General features: G+C 71.4%; 20 protein-coding genes and 2 pseudogenes. 14 read left to right on the top strand and 8 right to left on the bottom strand.

Annotation, left to right across the window (positions count from 1 at the left end):
* The first annotated feature begins 121 nt into the window (after positions 1-121).
* The 3 genes from fabG (at position 122) to ACFV0T_RS23865 (ending at position 2,121) form a co-directional block, all read left to right on the top strand.
* Positions 122-826 (top strand): 3-oxoacyl-[acyl-carrier-protein] reductase, encoded by a 705-nt coding sequence (fabG, locus tag ACFV0T_RS23875; RefSeq protein WP_385782555.1) that lies wholly within the window; start codon positions 122-124, stop codon positions 824-826.
* A gap of 5 nt (positions 827-831) precedes the next feature.
* Positions 832-1,599 carry an enoyl-ACP reductase FabI gene (fabI, locus tag ACFV0T_RS23870; RefSeq protein WP_385782553.1) on the top strand — a complete coding sequence of 256 codons (768 nt, stop codon included), beginning with the start codon at positions 832-834 and terminating at the stop codon, positions 1,597-1,599.
* A 174-nt stretch (positions 1,600-1,773) separates the two neighbouring features.
* Positions 1,774-2,121, top strand: coding sequence for a hypothetical protein (locus tag ACFV0T_RS23865; protein ID WP_385782550.1), 348 nt, complete (start codon positions 1,774-1,776; stop codon positions 2,119-2,121).
* On the opposite strand, the gene ACFV0T_RS23860 is transcribed toward ACFV0T_RS23865, so the two are convergent.
* Positions 2,102-2,791 (bottom strand): FadR/GntR family transcriptional regulator, encoded by a 690-nt coding sequence (locus tag ACFV0T_RS23860; protein ID WP_385782547.1) that lies wholly within the window; start codon positions 2,789-2,791, stop codon positions 2,102-2,104. The two genes, ACFV0T_RS23865 and ACFV0T_RS23860, sit on opposite strands and share 20 nt — an antisense overlap.
* A gap of 70 nt (positions 2,792-2,861) precedes the next feature.
* Here ACFV0T_RS23860 and ACFV0T_RS23855 point away from each other — a divergent pair, with 70 nt between their 5' ends.
* The 4 genes from ACFV0T_RS23855 to ACFV0T_RS23840 all read left to right on the top strand — a co-directional run bounded on the left by ACFV0T_RS23855 (position 2,862) and on the right by ACFV0T_RS23840 (position 5,588).
* Positions 2,862-4,310, top strand: coding sequence for a CynX/NimT family MFS transporter (locus ACFV0T_RS23855; protein WP_385782544.1), 1,449 nt, complete (start codon positions 2,862-2,864; stop codon positions 4,308-4,310).
* A gap of 82 nt (positions 4,311-4,392) precedes the next feature.
* On the top strand, positions 4,393-4,509 hold the full coding sequence (locus tag ACFV0T_RS23850) for an SGM_5486 family transporter-associated protein (RefSeq protein WP_385782542.1): 117 nt from the start codon (positions 4,393-4,395) through the stop codon (positions 4,507-4,509).
* Positions 4,510-4,750: 241 nt separating this feature from the next.
* A complete protein-coding gene (locus ACFV0T_RS23845) occupies positions 4,751-4,957 on the top strand; it encodes a hypothetical protein (protein ID WP_385782539.1) in 207 nt (68 codons plus the stop codon).
* A gap of 112 nt (positions 4,958-5,069) precedes the next feature.
* Entirely contained in the window at positions 5,070-5,588 is a 519-nt protein-coding gene (locus ACFV0T_RS23840; RefSeq protein WP_385782536.1) for a SixA phosphatase family protein, read from the top strand.
* A 177-nt stretch (positions 5,589-5,765) separates the two neighbouring features.
* Here the strand turns inward: ACFV0T_RS23840 and serB are convergent, their stop codons facing one another.
* Both serB and ACFV0T_RS23830 read right to left on the bottom strand, forming a co-directional pair.
* Positions 5,766-6,980: a phosphoserine phosphatase SerB gene (gene serB / locus ACFV0T_RS23835; protein WP_385782534.1), complete on the bottom strand. Its 1,215-nt coding sequence runs from the start codon at positions 6,978-6,980 to the stop codon at positions 5,766-5,768.
* A gap of 330 nt (positions 6,981-7,310) precedes the next feature.
* Entirely contained in the window at positions 7,311-9,416 is a 2,106-nt protein-coding gene (locus ACFV0T_RS23830) for a streptophobe family protein (protein ID WP_385782531.1), read from the bottom strand.
* A 238-nt stretch (positions 9,417-9,654) separates the two neighbouring features.
* Here ACFV0T_RS23830 and ACFV0T_RS23825 point away from each other — a divergent pair, with 238 nt between their 5' ends.
* On the top strand, positions 9,655-12,150 hold the full coding sequence (locus tag ACFV0T_RS23825; protein ID WP_385782528.1) for an FHA domain-containing protein: 2,496 nt from the start codon (positions 9,655-9,657) through the stop codon (positions 12,148-12,150).
* A gap of 81 nt (positions 12,151-12,231) precedes the next feature.
* Here the strand turns inward: ACFV0T_RS23825 and ACFV0T_RS23820 are convergent, their stop codons facing one another.
* The 3 genes and pseudogenes from ACFV0T_RS23820 to ACFV0T_RS23810 all read right to left on the bottom strand — a co-directional run.
* The gene (locus tag ACFV0T_RS23820) at positions 12,232-12,978 is read right to left on the bottom strand and encodes a transglycosylase SLT domain-containing protein (RefSeq protein ID WP_385782525.1); all 747 of its coding nucleotides are present in this window, start codon (positions 12,976-12,978) and stop codon (positions 12,232-12,234) included.
* A 299-nt stretch (positions 12,979-13,277) separates the two neighbouring features.
* Positions 13,278-13,708: pseudogene (locus tag ACFV0T_RS23815) on the bottom strand (S-adenosylmethionine:tRNA ribosyltransferase-isomerase); the annotation flags it as partial.
* A pseudogene (locus tag ACFV0T_RS23810) lies at positions 13,705-13,950 on the bottom strand (SDR family NAD(P)-dependent oxidoreductase); the annotation flags it as partial. The pseudogenes ACFV0T_RS23810 and ACFV0T_RS23815, both read right to left, overlap by 4 nt.
* A 282-nt stretch (positions 13,951-14,232) precedes the next feature.
* On the opposite strand from ACFV0T_RS23810, the gene ACFV0T_RS23805 reads away from it, so the two are divergent.
* The 3 genes from ACFV0T_RS23805 (at position 14,233) to ACFV0T_RS23795 (ending at position 16,453) form a co-directional block, all read left to right on the top strand.
* Positions 14,233-15,402 (top strand): GAF domain-containing sensor histidine kinase, encoded by a 1,170-nt coding sequence (locus ACFV0T_RS23805; RefSeq protein ID WP_385782522.1) that lies wholly within the window; start codon positions 14,233-14,235, stop codon positions 15,400-15,402.
* Positions 15,395-16,036: a response regulator gene (locus ACFV0T_RS23800; protein ID WP_385782519.1), complete on the top strand. Its 642-nt coding sequence runs from the start codon at positions 15,395-15,397 to the stop codon at positions 16,034-16,036. The genes ACFV0T_RS23805 and ACFV0T_RS23800 overlap by 8 nt, the downstream gene beginning before the upstream one ends.
* Positions 16,037-16,207: 171 nt before the next feature.
* Positions 16,208-16,453, top strand: a complete 246-nt coding sequence (locus ACFV0T_RS23795) for a chaplin (RefSeq protein WP_385782516.1) — start codon at positions 16,208-16,210, stop codon at positions 16,451-16,453.
* 167 nt (positions 16,454-16,620) lie between these two features.
* Here the strand turns inward: ACFV0T_RS23795 and ACFV0T_RS23790 are convergent, their stop codons facing one another.
* The gene (locus tag ACFV0T_RS23790) at positions 16,621-17,409 is read right to left on the bottom strand and encodes a hypothetical protein (RefSeq protein ID WP_385782513.1); all 789 of its coding nucleotides are present in this window, start codon (positions 17,407-17,409) and stop codon (positions 16,621-16,623) included.
* Positions 17,410-17,547: 138 nt separating this feature from the next.
* On the opposite strand from ACFV0T_RS23790, the gene ACFV0T_RS23785 reads away from it, so the two are divergent.
* Positions 17,548-18,345: an ABC transporter ATP-binding protein gene (locus ACFV0T_RS23785; protein WP_385782511.1), complete on the top strand. Its 798-nt coding sequence runs from the start codon at positions 17,548-17,550 to the stop codon at positions 18,343-18,345.
* Between the two features lie 94 nt (positions 18,346-18,439).
* A complete protein-coding gene (locus ACFV0T_RS23780) occupies positions 18,440-18,871 on the top strand; it encodes an NfeD family protein (RefSeq protein ID WP_385782507.1) in 432 nt (143 codons plus the stop codon).
* Positions 18,872-18,922: 51 nt separating this feature from the next.
* On the opposite strand, the gene ACFV0T_RS23775 is transcribed toward ACFV0T_RS23780, so the two are convergent.
* Entirely contained in the window at positions 18,923-19,051 is a 129-nt protein-coding gene (locus ACFV0T_RS23775) for a hypothetical protein (protein ID WP_385782811.1), read from the bottom strand.
* Here ACFV0T_RS23775 and ACFV0T_RS23770 point away from each other — a divergent pair.
* Positions 19,002-19,955 (top strand): SPFH domain-containing protein, encoded by a 954-nt coding sequence (locus ACFV0T_RS23770; protein WP_385782504.1) that lies wholly within the window; start codon positions 19,002-19,004, stop codon positions 19,953-19,955. The genes ACFV0T_RS23775 and ACFV0T_RS23770 overlap by 50 nt on opposite strands.
* Positions 19,956-20,007: the final 52 nt, after the last annotated feature.

Genomic DNA, 20,007 nt, shown 5'->3' with positions numbered 1-20,007 from the left:
TCCCACTGTCGGTGCCCGAATGTCCTCCGACGTGGCCGGACCGATAGGTTTTCGGGGGAAGCCGCCTGCCATCCAGATGTTCGGGCGGGTGTGTTCAGACCCCTAGGGAAAGGGTGATCCGTTGAGCCGCTCGGTTCTCGTCACCGGAGGCAACCGGGGCATCGGCCTCGCCATCGCCCGCGCATTCGCCGACGCCGGCGACAAGGTCGCCATCACGTACCGCTCGGGTGAGCCGCCGGCCGGCTTCCTGGCCGTCAAGTGCGACATCACCGACACCGAGCAGGTGGAGCAGGCCTACAAGGAGATCGAGGCGGAGCACGGAACCGTCGAGGTCCTGGTCGCCAACGCCGGCGTCACCAAGGACCAGCTCCTGATGCGCATGTCCGAGGAGGACTTCACCTCGGTCGTCGACACCAACCTCACCGGCACCTTCCGCGTCGTCAAGCGGGCCAACCGCGGCATGCTGCGCGCCAAGAAGGGCCGGGTCGTCCTGATCTCGTCGGTCGTCGGGCTGCTCGGCTCCGCGGGGCAGGCGAACTACGCCGCCTCCAAGGCCGGCCTGGTCGGCTTCGCGCGCTCCCTTGCCCGTGAGCTGGGCTCGCGCAACATCACCTTCAACGTCGTCGCGCCCGGCTTCGTCGACACCGACATGACCCAGGTGCTCAACGACGAGCAGCGTGCGGGCATCGTGTCGCAGGTGCCGCTGGGCCGGTACGCGCAGCCGGAGGAGATCGCCGCGACGGTGCGGTTCCTCGCCTCGGACGACGCCTCGTACATCACTGGAGCCGTCATCCCTGTTGACGGCGGACTGGGAATGGGTCACTGATCACCATGAGCGGAATTCTCGAGGGCAAGCGCGTCCTGATCAGCGGTGTGCTGATGGAGTCCTCCATCGCCTTCCACGCCGCCAAGCAGGCCCAGGAGCAGGGTGCCGAGATCATCCTGACCGCGTTCCCGCGGCCCACGCTGACCGAGCGCATCGCCAAGAAGCTGCCCAAGCCCACCAAGGTCGTCGAGCTCGACGTCACCAACGACGAGCACCTCGCCCGCCTGGCCGACATCGTCGGCGAGGAGCTGGGGGGCCTGGACGGCGTCGTGCACTCCATCGGCTTCGCGCCGCAGGACGCGCTCGGCGGCAACTTCCTCAACACGCCGTTCGAGTCGGTCGCCACCGCGATGCACGTCTCGGCTTTCTCCCTGAAGTCGCTGACCATGGCCTGCCTGCCGCTGATGCAGAACGGCGGCTCGGTCGTCGGCCTCACCTTCGACGCGTCCTTCGCGTGGCCGCAGTACGACTGGATGGGCCCGGCCAAGGCCGCCCTGGAGGCCACCAGCCGCTACCTCGCCCGCGACCTGGGCAAGCAGAACATCCGCTGCAACCTCATCTCGGCGGGCCCGCTCGGCTCGATGGCCGCCAAGTCCATCCCGGGCTTCAGTGAGCTGGCGTCCGTGTGGGACAACCGCTCCCCGCTGGAGTGGGACCTCAAGGACCCGGAGCCCGCCGGCAAGGGCATCGTCGCCCTCCTGAGCGACTGGTTCCCGAAGACCACCGGCGAGATCATCCACGTGGACGGCGGTCTGCACGCCATCGGTGCGTGACCTTTCGTACGTCGTCCCGTACGGCGTGGACGCCCCGCCTCCCGCAGCGCGCGGGGAGCGGGGCGTCACCCGTTCGGCCCATCCGGCCGGGCGGGGAAGGGCCGCGATTGCGCACTCTGGAATAACGCGTACCCACGCGAGATCCTCCCGAGCACGGCCGAGGAGGTCCCCCTTGTGCGCCTGTCCCGCTGCCTGGCCTCAGTGACCGTGGCCGTCGCCCTCGTGCTGTCCCTGCCGTACGAGGCGATGCCGCACACGCGCGTGAAGACGGGGGAACCGGCCCCGCGGCAGCTGTTCGGAGCCGAGTGCCGGACGACCGTCAGCGGCTCCCATGTCGTCGCCTACTGTCACAACCCCTATGCCGACACCGACCGGGTCGCTCTGCATGTCGAGTGCGACCGTTGGTGGGACCTCGACACCGACGGCGCCCCCGTCGACACCGGGCCCGCGATGACCGTACGGCTCACCGGCCGGTGCTGGAAGGAAGTCCGCTCGGTGTGGATCAGCCACCAGAAGGGGTGAACAGGCCCGGACGGCACACGAACGGATAGCCGGCCGCCTCCACGCCCGCCGAGTCCGCGTCACCCGAGCGGATCGCGTCGACCAGCCGGGTGTGGTCCATGGGCGCCTTGGGCGTCAGATCCTCGCCGACGTCGTCGCGCAGCCAGTCCCGCAGCACCTCGCCCAGGTCCGCGTACATCGAGGTCATGACGTCGTTGTGGGAGGCGGCCACCACCGCGAGATGGAAGGTCGCGTCGGCCGCCACGAACGTCTCCGCGTCCCCCGACGCCCAGGCCTCCTCGCGCCGCACCAGCAGTGCGTCGAGCTGCTTGAGGTCCTTCTCGGTGCGTCGCTCGGCCGCCAGCCGCGCCGCCGCCGACTCCAGCGCGGAACGCAGTTCGGCGATGTGCCGAGGGTCGGCGCCGGAGAAGCGGCGGTGCATCACGCCCGCCAGCTCGCTGGTCGCCACGACGTACGTGCCGGAGCCCTGGCGGATGTCGAGCAGACCGTTGTGCGCCAGCGCCCGGACGGCCTCGCGGACCGTGTTGCGGGCGACCCCCAGCTGTTCGACGAGTTCGGGCTCGGTCGGGATACGGGAGCCGACCGGCCATTCGCCCGAGGTGATCTGGTTGCGCAACTCGGCGATGACCTGCTCGGACAGCGCCGAGCGGCGGGGATGGCTCAGGGGCATGGCACACCTTCGCACGCGGCGGGCGGCGGTGAGGCGCCCGGGGATGGACAACCAATCATCCCATGATTCTATGATGGACCCCATGGTGAGCGAGGAAACCCGGACGACGACATCGGCGAAGACACCCACCAGGGCGTCCACGACGGCACGAACGACGTCGTCCACGACGACACGTGCGACGTCGTCCACGACGACACGTGCGACGTCGTCCACGACGACACGTGCGACGTCGTCCACGACGACACGTGCGACGTCCACGACGACACGTGCGACGTCCGCGACGACCACGGCGACGGCCCCGGCGGGTGACGTGCCCGGCGCCCCGCGCGCGTGGGCGACGCGCCTGGTCGTCGTCGGCATCGTGCTGTCCGCGCTCAACCTCCGCCCCGCCATCACCAGCCTCGGCGCCCTCCTCGAAGAAGTCCGCGACGGGCTCGGCATGAGCGGCACCCTGGCCGGCGTGCTCACCTCGGTCCCGCCGCTCTGCTTCGCCGTCTTCGGCGTCATGGCCCCCCGGCTCGCCCGCCGCTTCGGGCCGGGCGCGGTGGTCTGCGCGGGTATGGCCGCCATCGCCGCGGGCCTGCTCATACGGCCGTACGCGGGGAGCACGGCGGGCTTCGTGGCGGCCAGCGCGCTCGCGCTCATGGGCATCGCGGTCAGCAACGTCCTGATGCCGGTCATCGTCAAGCGGTGGTTCCCCGACCGGGTCGGCTCCATGACCGGCCTGTACTCCATGGCCCTCGCCCTGGGCACCTCCGCCGCGGCCGCGGTGACCGTGCCCATGACCAAGTCGCTGGGCGGCAGTTGGCAGACCGGGCTCGCGGTCTGGGCGGGCCTGGCCGCGGTGGCCGTACTGCCGTGGATCCCGCTGGTGCGGGGCCGGGGCGCCGCGGCCGCGCGGGAGCCCGCGCGCGGGGAGCCGCTCCGGCCCGCGCTGCGGATCACCCGCAGCCGTACCGCCTGGGCGCTCGCCGTCTTCTTCGGACTCCAGGCAACCGCCGCGTACATCACCATGGGCTGGATGGCGCAGATCTTCCGCGACGCCGGAGTGCCCGCGGGCACCGCCGGGCTGCTGCTGGCCGTCACGATGGTGATGGGCGTGCCGCTCGCCTTCGTCATCCCGCGCCTGGCCACCCGGCTGCCCCGGCAGGGCCCGATCGTGCTGGCCCTCGGTGTCTGCGGCCTCGCCGGATACGCCGGTCTGTACGTCGCGCCGGCCGGCGGTGCCTGGGTCTGGGCCGTGCTGCTCGGCGTCTCCAACTGCGCCTTCCCGCTGGCCCTGACGATGGTCGGGATGCGGGCCAGGACCGGCGCGGGCGTGGCCCAGCTGTCGGCGTTTGCGCAGAGCACCGGCTATCTGATCTCGATCCCCGGCCCGCTGCTGGTGGGCGTGCTCTACCAGCACAGCGGCGGCTGGGGGCTGCCGATCGCGCTCATGGCCGCGCTGATGGTGCCGCAGATGGTCGTGGGAGTGCTGGCCGGGCGCGACCGCACGGTCGAGGACGAGGCGGCTCGCTGACCGCACCCCGGGGGGCCGCACGTGGGAGAGCTGACCGCACCCCGGCGCGCCCCGCGAGGGCGGGAGATGCGAGACTTGCGGTATGCCAGTGCTCGACCCGAACCCGCCGAACGGCCAGAAGAGGATGCTGATCATCTTCGGCTCGTTCTTCGCCATCTTCGTGATCATTGCGGTCATCGCGACGATCGCCTCTCCCTGATCCTCGCGTCACCCCCTGCTGTCACCCCTGCCGCAACCTCCGCTGCCTTCGCCGCCCCGTCCGTCCGGGGCCGCCCCCCGGACGGACCCGATGGTGGTGCCAGCCCCCCATCCCCTAGGGGGTGAGGGTCAGGGTCAAGTGGGTGGGTCACCGGATGGGTTGGCGGCCCCGGACTCCGTAGTTTCGAGATGTGGCCGCGAGGCGCGGGCCACGGACCACTCGCAGACCAGCGGAGGCATCCATGTCGGCCCCTACGCACCCCCGCCCCCACCCGGCGACCACGGGCCGTGCCGACATCCGGCTGCCCTGGTGGGCCCTCGCCCTCCCGGCCCTCGCCTTCGTCACCCTGCTGGCGCTGATACTGAACCCGTCCGACGCCCAGGCGGCCACCGGAGACCCGGCGATCACCCATCTCCTGGAACGCGTGCAGGAGTTGTTCGCACGTTAGGCGCGGGCCGGCCGGACCCGCCCCGGGTGCCTCCGTGGCCCCCGACGCCGCCGGTGAAGCCGCATGTCAACTCCCTGCGCCCCATGGCGTGTTTCATGCGAAGCTGGGTTCCATGAGCGTCGCAGAACCCCGCAGGATTATCCTCTTCCGGCATGCGAAAGCCGACTGGCCACAGGTGACCGATCATGAGCGACGGCTCGCTGACCGGGGCCGCAAGGACGCCGCAGTCGCCGGACTCAAGCTCGCCGACTCCGCGATCTCCTTCGACCTGGCCCTGTGCTCCACCGCGGTCCGAACCCGCGAGACCTGGAAGATCGCCGTCTCGGAGTTCCCGCACCGGCCGAAAACAGTCTACGAGGAGCGGATCTACGAGGCCTCGCCCGGAGAGCTGATCGCCCTGCTCAACGAGACCCCGGACGACGTGCACAACCTCGTCCTGATCGGCCACAACCCGGGTGTGCAGGGCCTCGCCGACGTCCTGGCCGGTGCGGCCGAGGAAGACGCCCGGGAGCGGATGAGTGCCCGCGGCTTCCCGGCCGCCGCCTTCGTCGTGCTGTCCTTCGACGGCACCTGGAAGTCCCTGGAGCCCGGCGTGGCCACGCTGGTCGACTACTGGGCGCCGAGCGACTGACCGCACACCCACCGTGCACGAGGGGTCCGGCACCGCGCGTCGGTGCCGGACCCCTCGTCGTGCGTCACGGATGCCGGATGCCGGACACCCCCGAACGGCTGTCCAGCGGTCGTCGTGGATCGACCGCTCAGCGGTCGTCGTGGATCGACCGCTCAGTGGTCGTCGTGGATCGACCGCTCAGTGGTCGTCGTGGGTGTCCGCCGCCTCGACCTCTTCGCGGGTGACACCCAGCAGATACAGGACCGTGTCGAGGAACGGCACGTTCACCGCGGTGTGCGCCGCCTGGCGCACCACCGGCTTGGCGTTGAAGGCGACCCCGAGTCCCGCCGCGTTGAGCATGTCCAGGTCATTGGCGCCGTCGCCGATCGCCACGGTCTGGACGAGCGGTACGCCCGCCTCGGCGGCGAACCTGCGCAGCAGCCGCGCCTTGCCCGCCCGGTCCACGATCTCGCCCGTGACCTTGCCGGTCAGCTTCCCGTCGACGATCTCCAGGGTGTTGGCCTGGGCGAAGTCCAGCCCGAGCCGCTCCTTGAGATCGTCGGTGACCTGGGTGAACCCGCCGGAGACGACGCCGACTTGGTAGCCGAGCCGCTTCAGCGTACGGATCAGCGTGCGCGCGCCCGGCGTGAGCCGTACCTCGCTGCGCACCTTCTCCACCACGGACGCGTCCAGCCCTTCCAGCAGGGCGACGCGCGCGTGCAGCGACTGCTCGAAGTCCAGTTCCCCGCGCATCGCGGCCGCCGTCACCTCGGCGACCTTGTCCTCGCAGCCGGCGTGGGCGGCGAACAGCTCGATCACCTCGTCCTGGATGAGCGTGGAGTCCACGTCCATGACGACCAGCCGCTGGGCGCGCCGGTGCAGCCCCGCCGCCACGACCGCGATGTCCACGCCGAGCGCGGCCGCGTCCGTCACCAGCGCGGTGCGCAGCGGCTCGGTCTCCACCCCGGACACCGCGAACTCGACCGCGGTCACCGGGTACTTGGCGAGCCGGAAGATACGGTCGATGTTGCCGCCGGTCCTGGTGATCCGGGCGGCGACGGCGGCGGTCGACTCCGCGGTGAGCGGATGGCCGAGCACGGTGACGAGGGAGCGGCCGAGGCCGCGCGGCCGGTTGTCACCGAGGCCGGAGATGATCTCCGCCTGCATCCTCATCGACTCCGCCCAGCTGTGGACGGTGGAGCGCAGATCCCCCTCCAGCCCGTGCGACGGCTCGGTCACGAGCGCGCACAGCACCATCCGGCCACGCGTGACGACCTGCTCGATGTCGACCACGTCGACGGAGAAGGCGGCGAGGGTGTCGAAGAGGCCGGCCGTGATGCCCGGCCTGTCCTTGCCGAAGATCTTGACAAGGAGAGTGGGCACGTCAGGGGCCGAGGTCTGCGAAGCGCTCATGGTGTTCCCACCGTATCCGGCACCCAGTGCCTTCCGCGCCTGAGGTCCGCCTGACGGACACGGAACACTGTGTGTCCTACAGACAGCGTGGATCTTACGGGCAGGCTACGGCGCCCCGACCCGGGCGTCGAGCCGAGCACGCCCGTGACGGCGCGGCCGGAACGGGCCCGATGCGCGACCCGACCCGACCGCAGGACACCGCACGGATCCGGCCGACTCGCGAGGCCAGGGGGGACAGCGGACGGCGGGCCGCCCGGACCGCGTGCCGCCGGCCGGACCTCGCGCCGTCAGAACACGTGCTGCCGGACCGCGCGCCGTCCACCGGGCGGCTCACCGGGGGCGCTTGGGCGGTGCCGGGGGTGGTGGGGGAGGCGGCGGCGGCCCGTCCTCCCGCGGCGCCGGCGGCCGCGTCCCGGGACGTGCGCCCGGGGGCCGCCGCGGGGGCGGATCGATCGGCCGGGCCATGGTGGGAGCGCCGTACACGTCGTCGTGCGCCGACGGCTTCCCGTGCGACCGCCCCCCGGGCGACTCCTCCGGCGGCCGCCCCCCGGGCGACCGCCGCCCTGACGACTGCCCGGGAGGCCGTGCGCCCGACGGCTCACCCGGCGACCGGGTCCCGTCTCCCGGGGCCCGTCCCGTCGGCCCGGCCTGCTCCGGCCGCCTGTCCTGCGGTTCCCGCAGTTCGTCCGGCACCCGGAGGTAGGGGTTGGTGACGGGGTTGGGCGGCCGATAGGGCGTACCGGGCTGGTACGGGCCCGACGGCGCCCCGTACTGCCCCGGCACCCCGGCGCCGGCCGCCGTACCGACGCCCGCAGCTCCCGCCGGCCCCGCGGTACCCGCCACGCCCACTGGTCCCACCGGCGTCAGGCCCCCCGCAGTCCCACCCCCCGCGGCGTCACCCAGTGCCAGTCGTGCCGCCCGCCGTCCCGCCGCCCCGCACGCGTACGCCAGCAGTGCCCCGACGGCTCCCGCCCCAGCGCCCCACACCGCGCCGAGCAGCAGCGCCATGCCCAGCCGGCCGTGGAGTTCGATCCCGGCGCCGAAGGCGTCGAAGCCCAGCACCGACAGCGACGCGTCCACGGACACCTCGGTCAGCCAGGCCAGCAGCGGCAGCGCCGACGCGGTCACGATCCCCAACCGCAGCGCACACCGCCCGGCGAACGCGAGCGCGCCCGGGTCCCGTACGGCACCGGCGCCGACGGCCCCTACAGCTCCGGTCCCGGCACCCCCTACGCCACCGGCGGGCCACCCCCCTACCGCACCGGCCCCCGCACCGCCTACGCCGCCCGCCGCGGGCCACTCCACCACCGTCCCCACCGGGGTCCGTACCGCCGTCAGCACCCCGGCGAACAGCATCATCAGTGCCGCCGCGACCCCCAGCAGCCACACCCGCCCGTCCAGCTCCGCCAGCCGCCCCATCGTCACGGGCTGGTCGGACGAGACGCTGAGGAGGTCGTCCAGCGGGTCGGGCAGCAGTTTCGCCAGCGCGCCGGTCGCCCGGCCGTCCCACGGCACGAACAGGCCGATCGGGATGCCCAGCCACACTCCGTTCGGCGCGCCGAGCAGCGCCGCTCCCGCGATCCGCCCGGGGTGGTCGTCGCCGATCGCCGCGTATCCGGCCGCCGCGACGCCCGCCGCCACCGCCACCAGCAGCACCGTGACGAGCGCGGACACGGCCGGCCGCACCACCCGGTGCACGGCCGCCCAGCCGTGCGGCAGGGGCGTGCGGCGCGAGGCCAGCAGGGCGATCAGCAGGACACCGGCCACCCAGACCAGACCGCCCAGCAGGGTGGGCGCGGTGTCGACGGTGAACCCGACCGCCGCCTTCGCGTCGACCAGATCGCCGAGCCGGTCCGGCAGCAGCCCCCCGATGTCCCCGATGTCGCCCAGCCCCGGGATGCCGATCCCGCCGCCCCCGCTCCCGCCCCCGCCGGGCAGGTCGTCGAGGCCCAGCGAACCCCCGTCGATGGTGATGACGTCGTGCCCCGCCCAGGCCAGTCCGCCCAGCATCGCCACGAACACGGCGGCCACCGACACCGCGCGCGCGAGGAGTTCGGCGGGTGAGACCACAACTCCGGCCGTGCGCAAGGACCGTAGGAAGAACCACGACATCAGCACCGCTCCGACCAGGCCCACCCCCAGCGGCGTGACCTCGATGGCCGTGGTGGCCTCAGCGCCCTTCAGGCCGAATGCGGACACGTCTCCGGACGGCGAGACGGAACCACCGACCCCAAGTGCCACGACCGCCGCGGTCATCGGGCCGAGCGAACCCGCCGTGTCGGCCGCGAGCAGATGCAGCCCGAGCGCCGCCGTACCCGCCATTCCGATCAACGCCCAGCTCACCGAGGCGATCGCCGACAACAGGACGTCCCACCAGGGCACGTTCCTGCCCCGCGAGACGCCCTCGACGGTCCCGACGCCCGTGCCAGCACTCATGGCAGACCCCCCGATCCGCTGCGCGGCGGCCGCCACGCATGTCCCCCTCGCGGGGGATTACCACTCTCCGGGCCGGTTTCAACCCCGTCAACGGGAACTGCCGAAGCGCGCGTACACCGTCTTCACAAGGCCCGGCTTTCGGTCAGGGGGCCGCTCCTGAAATAGTTCCCCCCGATGTTCGACATCCCTAGACTCCCTGTGATGGGGGTAACTCGGGGGACAACTCAGTGGGGCTGGAGTGCCGGAACTCGTACTGGAATTGAACGGACGCACCTGGACGCTCGACCCGTCCAGGCCATACACCCTCGGACGTGATCCGCAGGGGGACATCGTGCTCGACGACGCCAGGGTCTCCTGGCGCCACGCCACGGTCAGCCATAACGGCCGCAGTTGGGTGATCGAGGACCACGGCAGCACCAACGGCACGTTCGTACAGGGCCAGCGGATCCATCAGCTGGAGCTCGGCCCCGGCTCGGCGGTGCATCTGGGCAACGCCACCGACGGACCGCGCGTGACCCTCTCGGGCACCGCGGCGGTCGCACAGCCCCAGCAGCAGCCGTACGCGGCACAGGGCGCGAACCCCGGCTGGGCCCAGCAGGCCCCGCAGGCCGCGCAATCGGAGGACGCCTGGAACCAACAGGCCGCGCACCAGGCGCCGTCGATCCCGCAGCAGCAGGGACCCGGTGGTGGCGCGGGGGCGCCGCCGGTCTACGGCGACCGCAGCCCGACCACGTTCCACCAGTTCTCCCTCGGCCGCGTGATGCGCATCGGCCGTGCCCTGGAGAACGACCTGGTCGTCTCGGACCTCCAGGTCTCCCGCAACCACGCGGAGTTCCACTCGACGCCCGACGGCCGCATGGAGATCCGCGACCTGGGCTCGCACAACGGCACGTACGTCAACGGCCAGCCGATCGCCAAGGGCGGCACACAGCTGCTGGGCCCGGCCGACATCGTCGGCGTCGGCCACTCGACGTTCCGGATCGTCGGCGACCGGCTCGAGGAGTTCGTCGACACCGGTGAGGTGTCGTTCTCCGCGCGCCACCTGACCGTCACCGTCGACGGCGGCAAGCAGATCCTGAAGGACGTCTCCTTCGGCGTCCCGGAGAAGTCGCTGATCGCGGTCATCGGCCCGTCCGGCTCCGGTAAGTCGACGCTCCTGAAGGCGCTCACCGGTTACCGGCCCGCCGACCAGGGCGAGGTGCTCTACGACAACCGGAACCTCTACAAGCAGTTCGCCGAGCTGCGCCAGCGCATCGGTCTGGTCCCGCAGGACGACATCCTGCACAAGGAGCTGACCGTCAAGAAGGCCCTCAAGTACGCGGCCAAGCTGCGGTTCCCGGCCGACACCACGGGCGCCGAACGCGACGCCCGCATCGACGAGGTGCTGCGCGAGCTGAAGCTGGACATCCACAAGGAGAAGAAGGTCACCTCCCTCTCCGGCGGCCAGCGCAAGCGTGTCTCGGTGGCCCTGGAGCTGCTCACCAAGCCGTCGCTGATCTTCCTGGACGAGCCGACCTCCGGCCTCGACCCGGGCATGGACCGTGACGTCATGCAGCTGCTGCGCGGCCTCGCCGACGACGGCCGTACGGTCCTCGTCGTCACCCACTCCGTGGCCGAGCTCGCGATCTGCGACAAGCTCCTGGTCATGGCGCCGGGCGGCAGCGTCGCCTACTTCGGTCCGCCGGAGGAGGCGCTGAACTTCTTCGGCTACGAGACCTGGGCCGACGTCTTCTCCGCCTTCGAGAACTACCGCGACTACGACTGGGCGGGCCGCTGGAAGGGCTCGCAGCACTACCAGATGTACGCCGCGGACATCGACGCGGTCGCGCCGCAGTCCGTGGCGATGGCGCCGATGCAGGCGATGAAGCCGCCGAAGCCGCAGGGCTGGATGTCCCAGTTCGTCACGCTGGTACGCCGGTACAGCACGGTCATCGTCTCGGACAAGGGCTTCCTGGCGCTGATGGTGATCCTGCCGGCCGTGCTCGGCGCGGTGAGCCTGCTCATCGACGCGGACAAGGGCCTGCTGCCCAACCCGGCCAACGCCCAGGGGCGGATCATCCCCAACGGCACGGCCACCACGGTCCTGCTGATCCTCGCGGTCGGCGCCTGTTTCGCCGGCGCCGCCAACTCCGTCCGCGAGCTGATCAAGGAACGGGTCATCTACGAGCGGGAGCGCGCCACCGGCCTGTCCCGCTCGGCGTACCTGATGTCCAAGGTGTTCGTGCTCGGCGCGATCACCGTGTTCCAGGGCGCCCTGGTCGGGACCATCGGCTTCTTCAGCCGAGAGATCCCGGACAAGGGCCTGGTCCTCGGCGGCGCGACCATCCTCGAACTCTCGGTGCCGATCATGGCGCTGGGCTTCACCTCGATGATGTTCGGCCTGATCATCTCGGCGCTGGTGAAGACCGCCGAGAAGACCATGCCGCTGCTGGTCATGTTCGCGATCATCCAGGTCGTCTTCACCGGCTGTCTGTTCACCCTGCACGGCTCGATCGGCGTCAACGAGTTCTCGTACCTGATGCCGTCGCGCTGGGCGGTCGCCGCGGCAGGCGCCACGCTGGACTTCAACAAGATCAGCCCGCCGACAGACGGCGGGAGCACGGACCCGCTGTGGGACCACACGGCCGGCGCCTGGGGCCTGGACATGGCCGCCCTGATCGCCCTCGGCGTGATCTGCGGCTTCTTCGTGGCCCGCTTCCTGCGCCGCCACGAGCCCGAGGTCATGCGCAAGTAAGCGCGCCCGAACGACGCCGAAGGGCGGCACCCGACCGGGGTGCCGCCCTTCGGCGTACGTGAGCAGAGGTCCGCGCCGGCCTCAGTACGCGCTGTTGACGTTGTCCATCGAGCCGTACTTGTGCGCCGCGTAGTTGGCGGCGGCGGTGATGTTGGCGACCGGGTCGTAGATGTTCCACGAGGTGCCGGGCACGTGGTACGCGTTGAAGGTCGGCTGGATGACCTGGAGCAGCCCCTTCGACGGGATACCGTTGACGGCGTTGACGTCCCAGCCGTTGATGGCCATCGGGTTGCCGGAGGACTCCCGCATGATGTTGCGGTGCAGGCCGTTGTAGCTGCCCGGGATGCCCCTGCTCTTCATGATGTCCAGGGACTGCCGGATCCAGCCGTCGAGGTTGTTGGCGTACGTCTTGGCGGCGACGAGCTCCATCTCGGGGCGCTGCGTGGACCGGCTCGCGGTCGCCTTCGCCTGGCGCGCCTTCGCGGCCTGCTGCTTCGCGGCCTGCTGCTTCGCGGCGGCCTTGGCGGCCTGCTGCTTGGCGACGGCCTGGGCTGCGGCCTTCTTCTGCGCCGAGATGGTCTCGACCTTCACGCTCGCACCGGCGAGCTGATCGGTGACGTGGGCCTTCACGTCCTTGATCGGCGCGGTGCTGTAGGCCACGTTCGCCGCGGTGGCGGCGTCGACCGTGGTCGTGGTCGTCTGTGCGTTGCTCGGAACCGCGGAGAAGGCGACGGCAGCGGCGCCGAGGGTGGCGACACCGGCGATGGCGATCTTGTGAGACTTGGCCAGGGTACGACTGTGACCAGGAGTGCGGTTGATCTTGGGCATGGCAGATGACCTCTTCGGATAGCGCGGAGGTCGCTCTTCCGTCCGACGGGGGACACCGGTGTTTCGGTTACGAACGCCGTGGGAAGAATCCGCGGCGCTGAGCGACGAGAGCAATTCTTAGCGGCCGCAAAATCCTGTGGCAAAGGTGTGACGTACGATCCCCGGTAGTGGACCCATGAAGGGCAAAACGGGACAGACTAGGCCGTCTGCCCCGTTCATGCGGGATACCTATGTCTCCTATGCGCCTTCGTACGTGATGTGGGCCCTATGTGCGGGCTCACACCGCCGCCACCCTCGCCTCACCAACAGTTGCTGGAGCAACGCTCTGTGTGAGTGGCCTCCGTCGGGAGGATGAGGTTGCACGTCCCCGAACTCGTGCCACAGGCAGAGCCCGCGCAGCGCCTCCTCGTACCCGCGCTCGACCGCCGCCCGCCCCGCGACGGCCGCCGGCATCAGCAGATGCGAGGCCGCCGGCTCGTGCAGCCCGGTCGGCAGCCCGTCGACCGCCGCACCCCGCGCCCGGGCGTGACCACCAGATCCGTCCAGCCCGCCGCCGCCCGCACCACTCCGTCGGGGCCGGCCGCCGACTCCACGGCCCGCACGGCCGTCGTACCGACCGCGATCACCCGTCCGTCCCGGCCCGCACCGCGTTGATCAGGCGCGCCGACGTCTCCGGTACCCCGAACCGCTCCGAAAAGGCCGGTTCGTGCCCCTCCGCCGACGCCACACCACCAGGTCGGCACCGCCCAGCCGCCGGGCCGCCGCCACCAGCGCGGAGCGGTGCCCGGCGTCCGTGACGTCCCCCGGCAGCGCCGCCACCCCGTTCCCGTGCGCCGTCAACGCCGCCGCCGTCTCCTGGAGCGCCCCGGCCGTCCTGGCGTCCAGCACCAGGTCCCAGCCGCGCGCGGCTGGGACCTCGGCGAGCGCCCGCCCCAGCCCCTTCGACGCCCCCGTGATGATCGCTACCGGCATGAAAACCCCGCCTCCTCGTCCCCTACCGCTTCCGACCGATTCCGGTCGACCGCCTTCGATCACCTACGACCGCCTCCGACCGTCTTCGACCGTCTGTGATCGGGGTGATCCCAACGTAGGAAGGGGGCCGCCCGCCCCGCCTCGGACGCGGGGCCCGGAACAGTGGGGTCCTTCGCCCTAGGCCACAGCAGCTCCCAGGACCTCCGACCTAGGCCCACCGGCGCAGGCGGCCACGCCACCGGACCGATCCGCGCTGTCCTACCCCGCCGGTACCGTGAGGTCATGAGTCAAGGCCCCCGGTCCGGCCTCGCCGCGGTGAGCACCGCGCTGCTGGCCATGAGCAGGCATCTCGAGGTGCGCGACGTCCTCAAGACGATCGTCGCCTCGGCCCGCGACCTGCTCGACGCGCAGTACGCCGCGCTGGGTGTCCCGGACGACCACGGAGGCTTCGCCCAGTTCGTCGTCGACGGCGTCAGCGACGAGCAGTGGAAGGCCATCGGCCCGCTCCCGCGCCAGCACGGCATCCTCGCCGCGATGCTCCACGAGGCCCGCCCCGAGCGTCTCGCCGACGTGCGCGAGGACCCCCGCTTCGAGGGCTGGCCCTCCGCCCACCCCGACATGTCGGACTTCCTGGGCCTGCCGATCCGCGACGGCGACGAGGTCATCGGCGCGCTCTTCCTCGCCAACAAACTGCGCCCCGCGCGAGGACACGCCGAGGGCCCCGCGCCCGAAAGCGGCTGCGGCTTCACGCGGGAGGACGAGGAACTGCTCGCCATCCTCGCCCAGCACGCCGCCATCGCCCTCACCAACGCCCGCCTCTACGAACGCAGCCGCGAACTCACCATCGCCGAGGAGCGCTCCCGCCTCGCGCACGAACTGCACGACGCGGTCAGCCAGAAGCTGTTCTCGCTGCGTCTGACGGCACAGGCCGCGGCCGCCCTCGTCGACCGCGACCCCGCCCGCGCCAAGGGCGAGCTGCAGCAGGTGGCCATGCTCGCGGCGGAGGCCGCGGACGAACTGCGCGCGGCGGTGGTCGAGCTGCGTCCCGCGGCGCTGGACGAGGACGGGCTGATCGCCACGCTCCGCACCCAGATCCAGGTCCTGGACCGCGCCCACAGCGCGCGCGTGACCTTCGCCGCCCACAAGTTCCGCGCACTGCCGGCCGCCCAGGAGGAGGCCGTGCTGCGGGTCGCCCAGGAGGCTCTGCACAACGCCCTGCGGCACTCCGGGGCGGAGCACGTCGAGGTGACCGTGCGGCGGCAGGACCGCGGCGCGGTCCTGCGGGTCACGGACGACGGCAGCGGTTTCGAGCCGCACACGGTACGGCGGGCGGGTCGCCACCTGGGCCTGGTCTCCATGCGGGACCGGGCGAGCGGGGTCGGCGGCACGCTGGTGGTGGAGTCGGCGCCCGGCGAGGGCACCACGATCGAGCTGGAGGTCCCCGGTGGCTGACGCAATCAGAGTGCTGCTCGTCGACGACCACCAGGTCGTCCGGCGGGGCCTGCGCACCTTCCTGGAGGTGCAGGACGACATCGAGGTCGTGGGCGAGGCCGCGGACGGCGCCGAGGGGGTCGCCCGCGCCGAGGAGCTGAAACCCGACATCGTCCTGATGGACGTCAAGATGCCCGGCATGGACGGCGTGGAGGCCCTGCGCAAGCTCCGCGAACTGGACAACCCCGCGCGCGTGCTGATCGTCACCAGCTTCACCGAGCAGCGCACGGTGGTCCCGGCCCTGCGCGCGGGCGCCGCCGGCTACGTCTACAAGGACGTGGATCCCGACGCCCTCGCCGCCGCCATCCGCTCCGTGCACGCCGGCCACATCCTGCTCCAGCCCGAGGTGGCCGTCGTGCTGCTGTCCCAGGAGGAGGCCCACTCGCCCCAGGGGAGGGGCGGTTCGCTGACCGACCGCGAGCGCGAGGTGCTGGGGCTGATAGCGGACGGCCGGTCCAACCGCGAGATCGCCCGGGCCCTCGTTCTCTCGGAGAAGACGGTCAAGACGCACGTTTCGAACATCCTGATGAAACTCGACCTCTCCGACCGTACCCAGGCCGCGCTGTGGGCCGTACGCCACGGCGTGACCACCTGAAACGCGCTGCCGGGGGGCGATGGCCGCGGCGTCGCGGACGGTTCCACTCCGGTCTGAGATTCATACCGTCGTGGGAATGTCCCCCGGATGGCGCATCCTCCGTGGATCTCGGCCGTTCTCCAGTGCGTGCTGCGGCGACTGCCGCGGCGATCGCAAGGAGGGGTTGAAGAAGTGAAGAACCTGAAGAAGGCAGCGGCCGTGACGATGGTGGCCGGCGGGCTGATCGCCGCCGGAGCCGGGATGGCCTCCGCCACCGACGGTGCGTGGGCCGGCGGCGAGGCCAAGCACTCGCCCGGCGTCGTCTCGGGCAACGTCATCCAGGTCCCGGTGCACATCCCCGTGAACGCGGTGGGCAACAGCGTGAACGTCATCGGTCTGCTGAACCCGGCGTTCGGCAACCTCGGCCTCAACCACTGACCTCGCCCCACACGGTAACGCCCTCCGGTCTCCCGGGCCCTCCCGGGAGACCGGCCGAACTCAACCCGTACGGAGTTGAGGACGAGGCCGTCAAGGCCTCGTTCCGGGGCTCTGGGGCAGAGCTCCCAGGGGGCGCTCGCCCAGGCCGGTTCACCGGCAGGCGACGCTCACCGCACCCCCCGCTCCCGCTCCTCCACAACGGCGTTGTACGCGGCGACCTGCGCCCGCCGAGCCGTCCGCTCCACCGGCCGCAGCGCCTGAGCCCGCGCCCCCATCTCGGACGCGCTCACCGCACCCCCGTGCCCGTTCTCGTACGCCAGGGAGACCAGCAGCCCCACCCGCTGCGCCAGCTCCAGCACCCGCACCGCCCGCGGCGGGTAGCCGGGCGCCAGCACCTCCCGCCCCCGCTCGGCCCGCGCCCGGTACGCCTCGAGCGCCGCCTCCGCGACCGGCCCCGACCCGGCCACGTCCAGCCGGGACAGCACCTCCGTCGCCTCCCGCAGAGCCTCCGCGAGCTCCCGCTCGGCCTCGCCCAGCGACGGCACGTCCGCGGGCGGAGCCTCCCGCACCGGCAGGCAGTGCCAGACCACCTCGACATGCACATCACCGTCGGGACCGGCCTCGAACACCTCGGGCACCAGCCCCAGCGCGGACCCGTGGCAGATCACCGCCTCCTCGGCCTCCAGCGCCCGCGCGTTGAACTCCGGCGGCCCGCTCAGCCCCAGCGGATGCCCCGGCGCGGGCAACGCGACCTGCAGCCCGGTCACGCCCAGCCTCCGCAGCCGCCCCAGGGCGAGCGTCAGTCCTACGGGCGCCGTTTCGCCGGGCAGCCCCTCCACCCGGTGCACGGCGTCCTCCCCGACGATCGCGAGCACGGCGTCATCAGGAGAGACAAGTCCGGCCAAAAGGGCGTTTCCCCAAGCGGCAAGGCGTCCAGAGCGCGGTTCCGAGAGCATGTGACCAGCCTAAGGACCGGACCGATGGAATGGACCGGGGGACTCGTGGCGTAGATTTCTTCGAGGGCGGCGCCCACCGGCGCACGCGACAGCCGAGACGCCGAGACCGGCCACACTGCAAGGGGAGACAACGCGCTCATGAGCGATGTTCTGGAGCTTCAGGACGTATCCGTGGTCCGCGAGGGCCGGGCTCTGGTGGACCAGGTCTCCTGGTCGGTGAAGGAGGGCGAGCGCTGGGTCATCCTCGGCCCGAACGGCGCCGGCAAGACGACCCTCCTGAACATCGCCTCCACCTACCTCTTCCCCAGCTCCGGCACCGTCTCCGTGCTCGGCGAGACCCTCGGCAGGCCGGGCAGCGACGTCTTCGAGCTGCGCCCGCGCGTCGGCATGGCCGGCATCGCCCTGGCCGACAAGCTCCCCAAGCGCCAGACCGTCCTGCAGACCGTACTGACCGCCGCGTACGGCATGACGGCCGGCTGGCAGGAGGAGTACGAGGAGGTCGACGAGCAGCGCGCCCTCGCCTTCCTCGACCGCCTCGGCATGAGCGAGTACCTCGACCGGAAGTTCGGCACCCTCTCCGAGGGCGAGCGCAAGCGCACCCTCATCGCCCGCGCCCTGATGACCGACCCCGAGCTGCTCCTGCTCGACGAACCCGCGGCCGGCCTCGACCTCGGCGGTCGCGAGGACCTGGTCCGCCGCCTCGGCCGGCTGGCCCGCGACCCGATCGCCCCCTCCATGATCATGGTCACGCACCACGTCGAGGAGATCGCCCCGGGCTTCAGCCACGTCCTCATGATCCGTCAGGGCAAGGTTCTCGCCGCGGGCCCGCTGGAGCTCGAACTCACCTCCCGCAACCTCTCCCTCTGCTTCGGCCTCCCGCTCGTCGTAGAACAGGTCGGCGAGCGCTGGACCGCGCAGGGCCTGCCGATGGCCTGAGGGCCGTGAAGCCCCCGCGAACACACCGGTAGGCGCGCCCTCCGCCCTGCGGGCACCCTGTCGGCGACAGGACGTGCGGACCTACCATGGCCGTGTGGACGACATCGATGCATGGGTGTGGTGGCTCGTCGGCGCGGCAGCGCTCGGAATCCCGCTCGTGGTGACCGCGATGCCGGAGTTCGGCATGCTCGCCGTGGGTGCCGTCGCCGCCGCCGCGATGGCCGGCCTCGGATTCGACGTCGTCGTCCAGGTACTCGTCTTCGCCGTCGTCTCGGTCGCCCTCATCGCCGTCGTACGCCCCATCGCGACCCGGCACCGCGCGGAGCGGCCCCGACTCGCCACGGGCATCGACGCCTTGAAGGGCAAGCAGGCCCTCGTCCTGGAGCGCGTCGACGGCTCGGGCGGCCGCATCAAACTCGCCGGCGAGGTCTGGTCGGCCCGCTCGCTCGACGGCGGCCGTGCCTACGAAGTCGGCCAGGAGGTGGACGTCGTCGACATCGAGGGAGCCACGGCGATCGTCATCTGACCTCGCGTGACGCAAGTGACCGGAACACCCCACGAGGCACACGACGGTCTGTCAGACTCGACCAGCAAGATCTTCAACAACCATAAGATCTTCCGAAAGCGCCGAGGCGGAGAAGGGCACGGGGAGCACGATGGAACCGGTCATCATCGTATTGATCATTCTGGTGGTGTTGGTCTTCATCGCCCTGATCAAGACGATCCAGGTCATCCCACAGGCGAGCGCGGCCATCGTGGAGCGGTTCGGCCGCTACACACGCACGCTCAACGCGGGGCTCAACATCGTCGTTCCGTTCATCGACACCATCCGCAACCGCATCGACCTGCGTGAACAGGTCGTGCCGTTCCCGCCGCAGCCGGTGATCACCCAGGACAACCTGGTCGTGAACATCGACACCGTCATCTACTACCAGGTCACCGACGCCCGGGCCGCCACCTACGAGGTCGCCAGCTACATCCAGGCCATCGAGCAGCTCACCGTCACCACGCTGCGCAACATCATCGGCGGCATGGACCTGGAGCGGACCCTGACCTCCCGCGAGGAGATCAACGCGGCCCTGCGCGGTGTCCTCGACGAGGCCACCGGCAAGTGGGGCATCCGCGTCAACCGCGTCGAGCTCAAGGCGATCGAGCCGCCGACCTCCATCCAGGACTCGATGGAGAAGCAGATGCGCGCCGACCGCGACAAGCGGGCCGCGATCCTCACCGCCGAAGGCACGCGCCAGGCCGCCATCCTCACCGCCGAGGGCGAGAAGCAGTCCCAGATCCTGCGGGCCGAGGGTGAGGCCAAGGCCGCGGCCCTGCGCGCCGAGGGCGAGGCCCAGGCCGTCCGTACGGTCTTCGAGGCCATCCACGCCGGAGACCCGGACCAGAAGCTCCTCTCCTACCAGTACCTCCAGATGCTCCCGAAGATCGCCGAGGGCGACGCCAACAAGCTCTGGATCGTGCCCAGCGAGATCGGCGACGCCCTCAAGGGCCTGTCCGGAGCCATGGGCAACTTCGGCGGCATGGGCGGCGGTTCGGGCGGTGGCAACTCCTCCGGCTCGGGCGGCAACACGGAGCGCCGCGAGAAGCCGTCCCTCGACTGACCGGCCGACGGCCGGCACACGCACAGACGAGACCGGGGCCCACCTCCGACGG

Origin of the sequence: Streptomyces sp. NPDC059582 (assembly GCF_042735715.1) — a bacterium.
In the GTDB taxonomy this organism is placed as follows: Bacteria; Actinomycetota; Actinomycetes; order Streptomycetales; family Streptomycetaceae; genus Streptomyces.
This window is presented reverse-complemented; position numbering and strand designations above follow the sequence as displayed.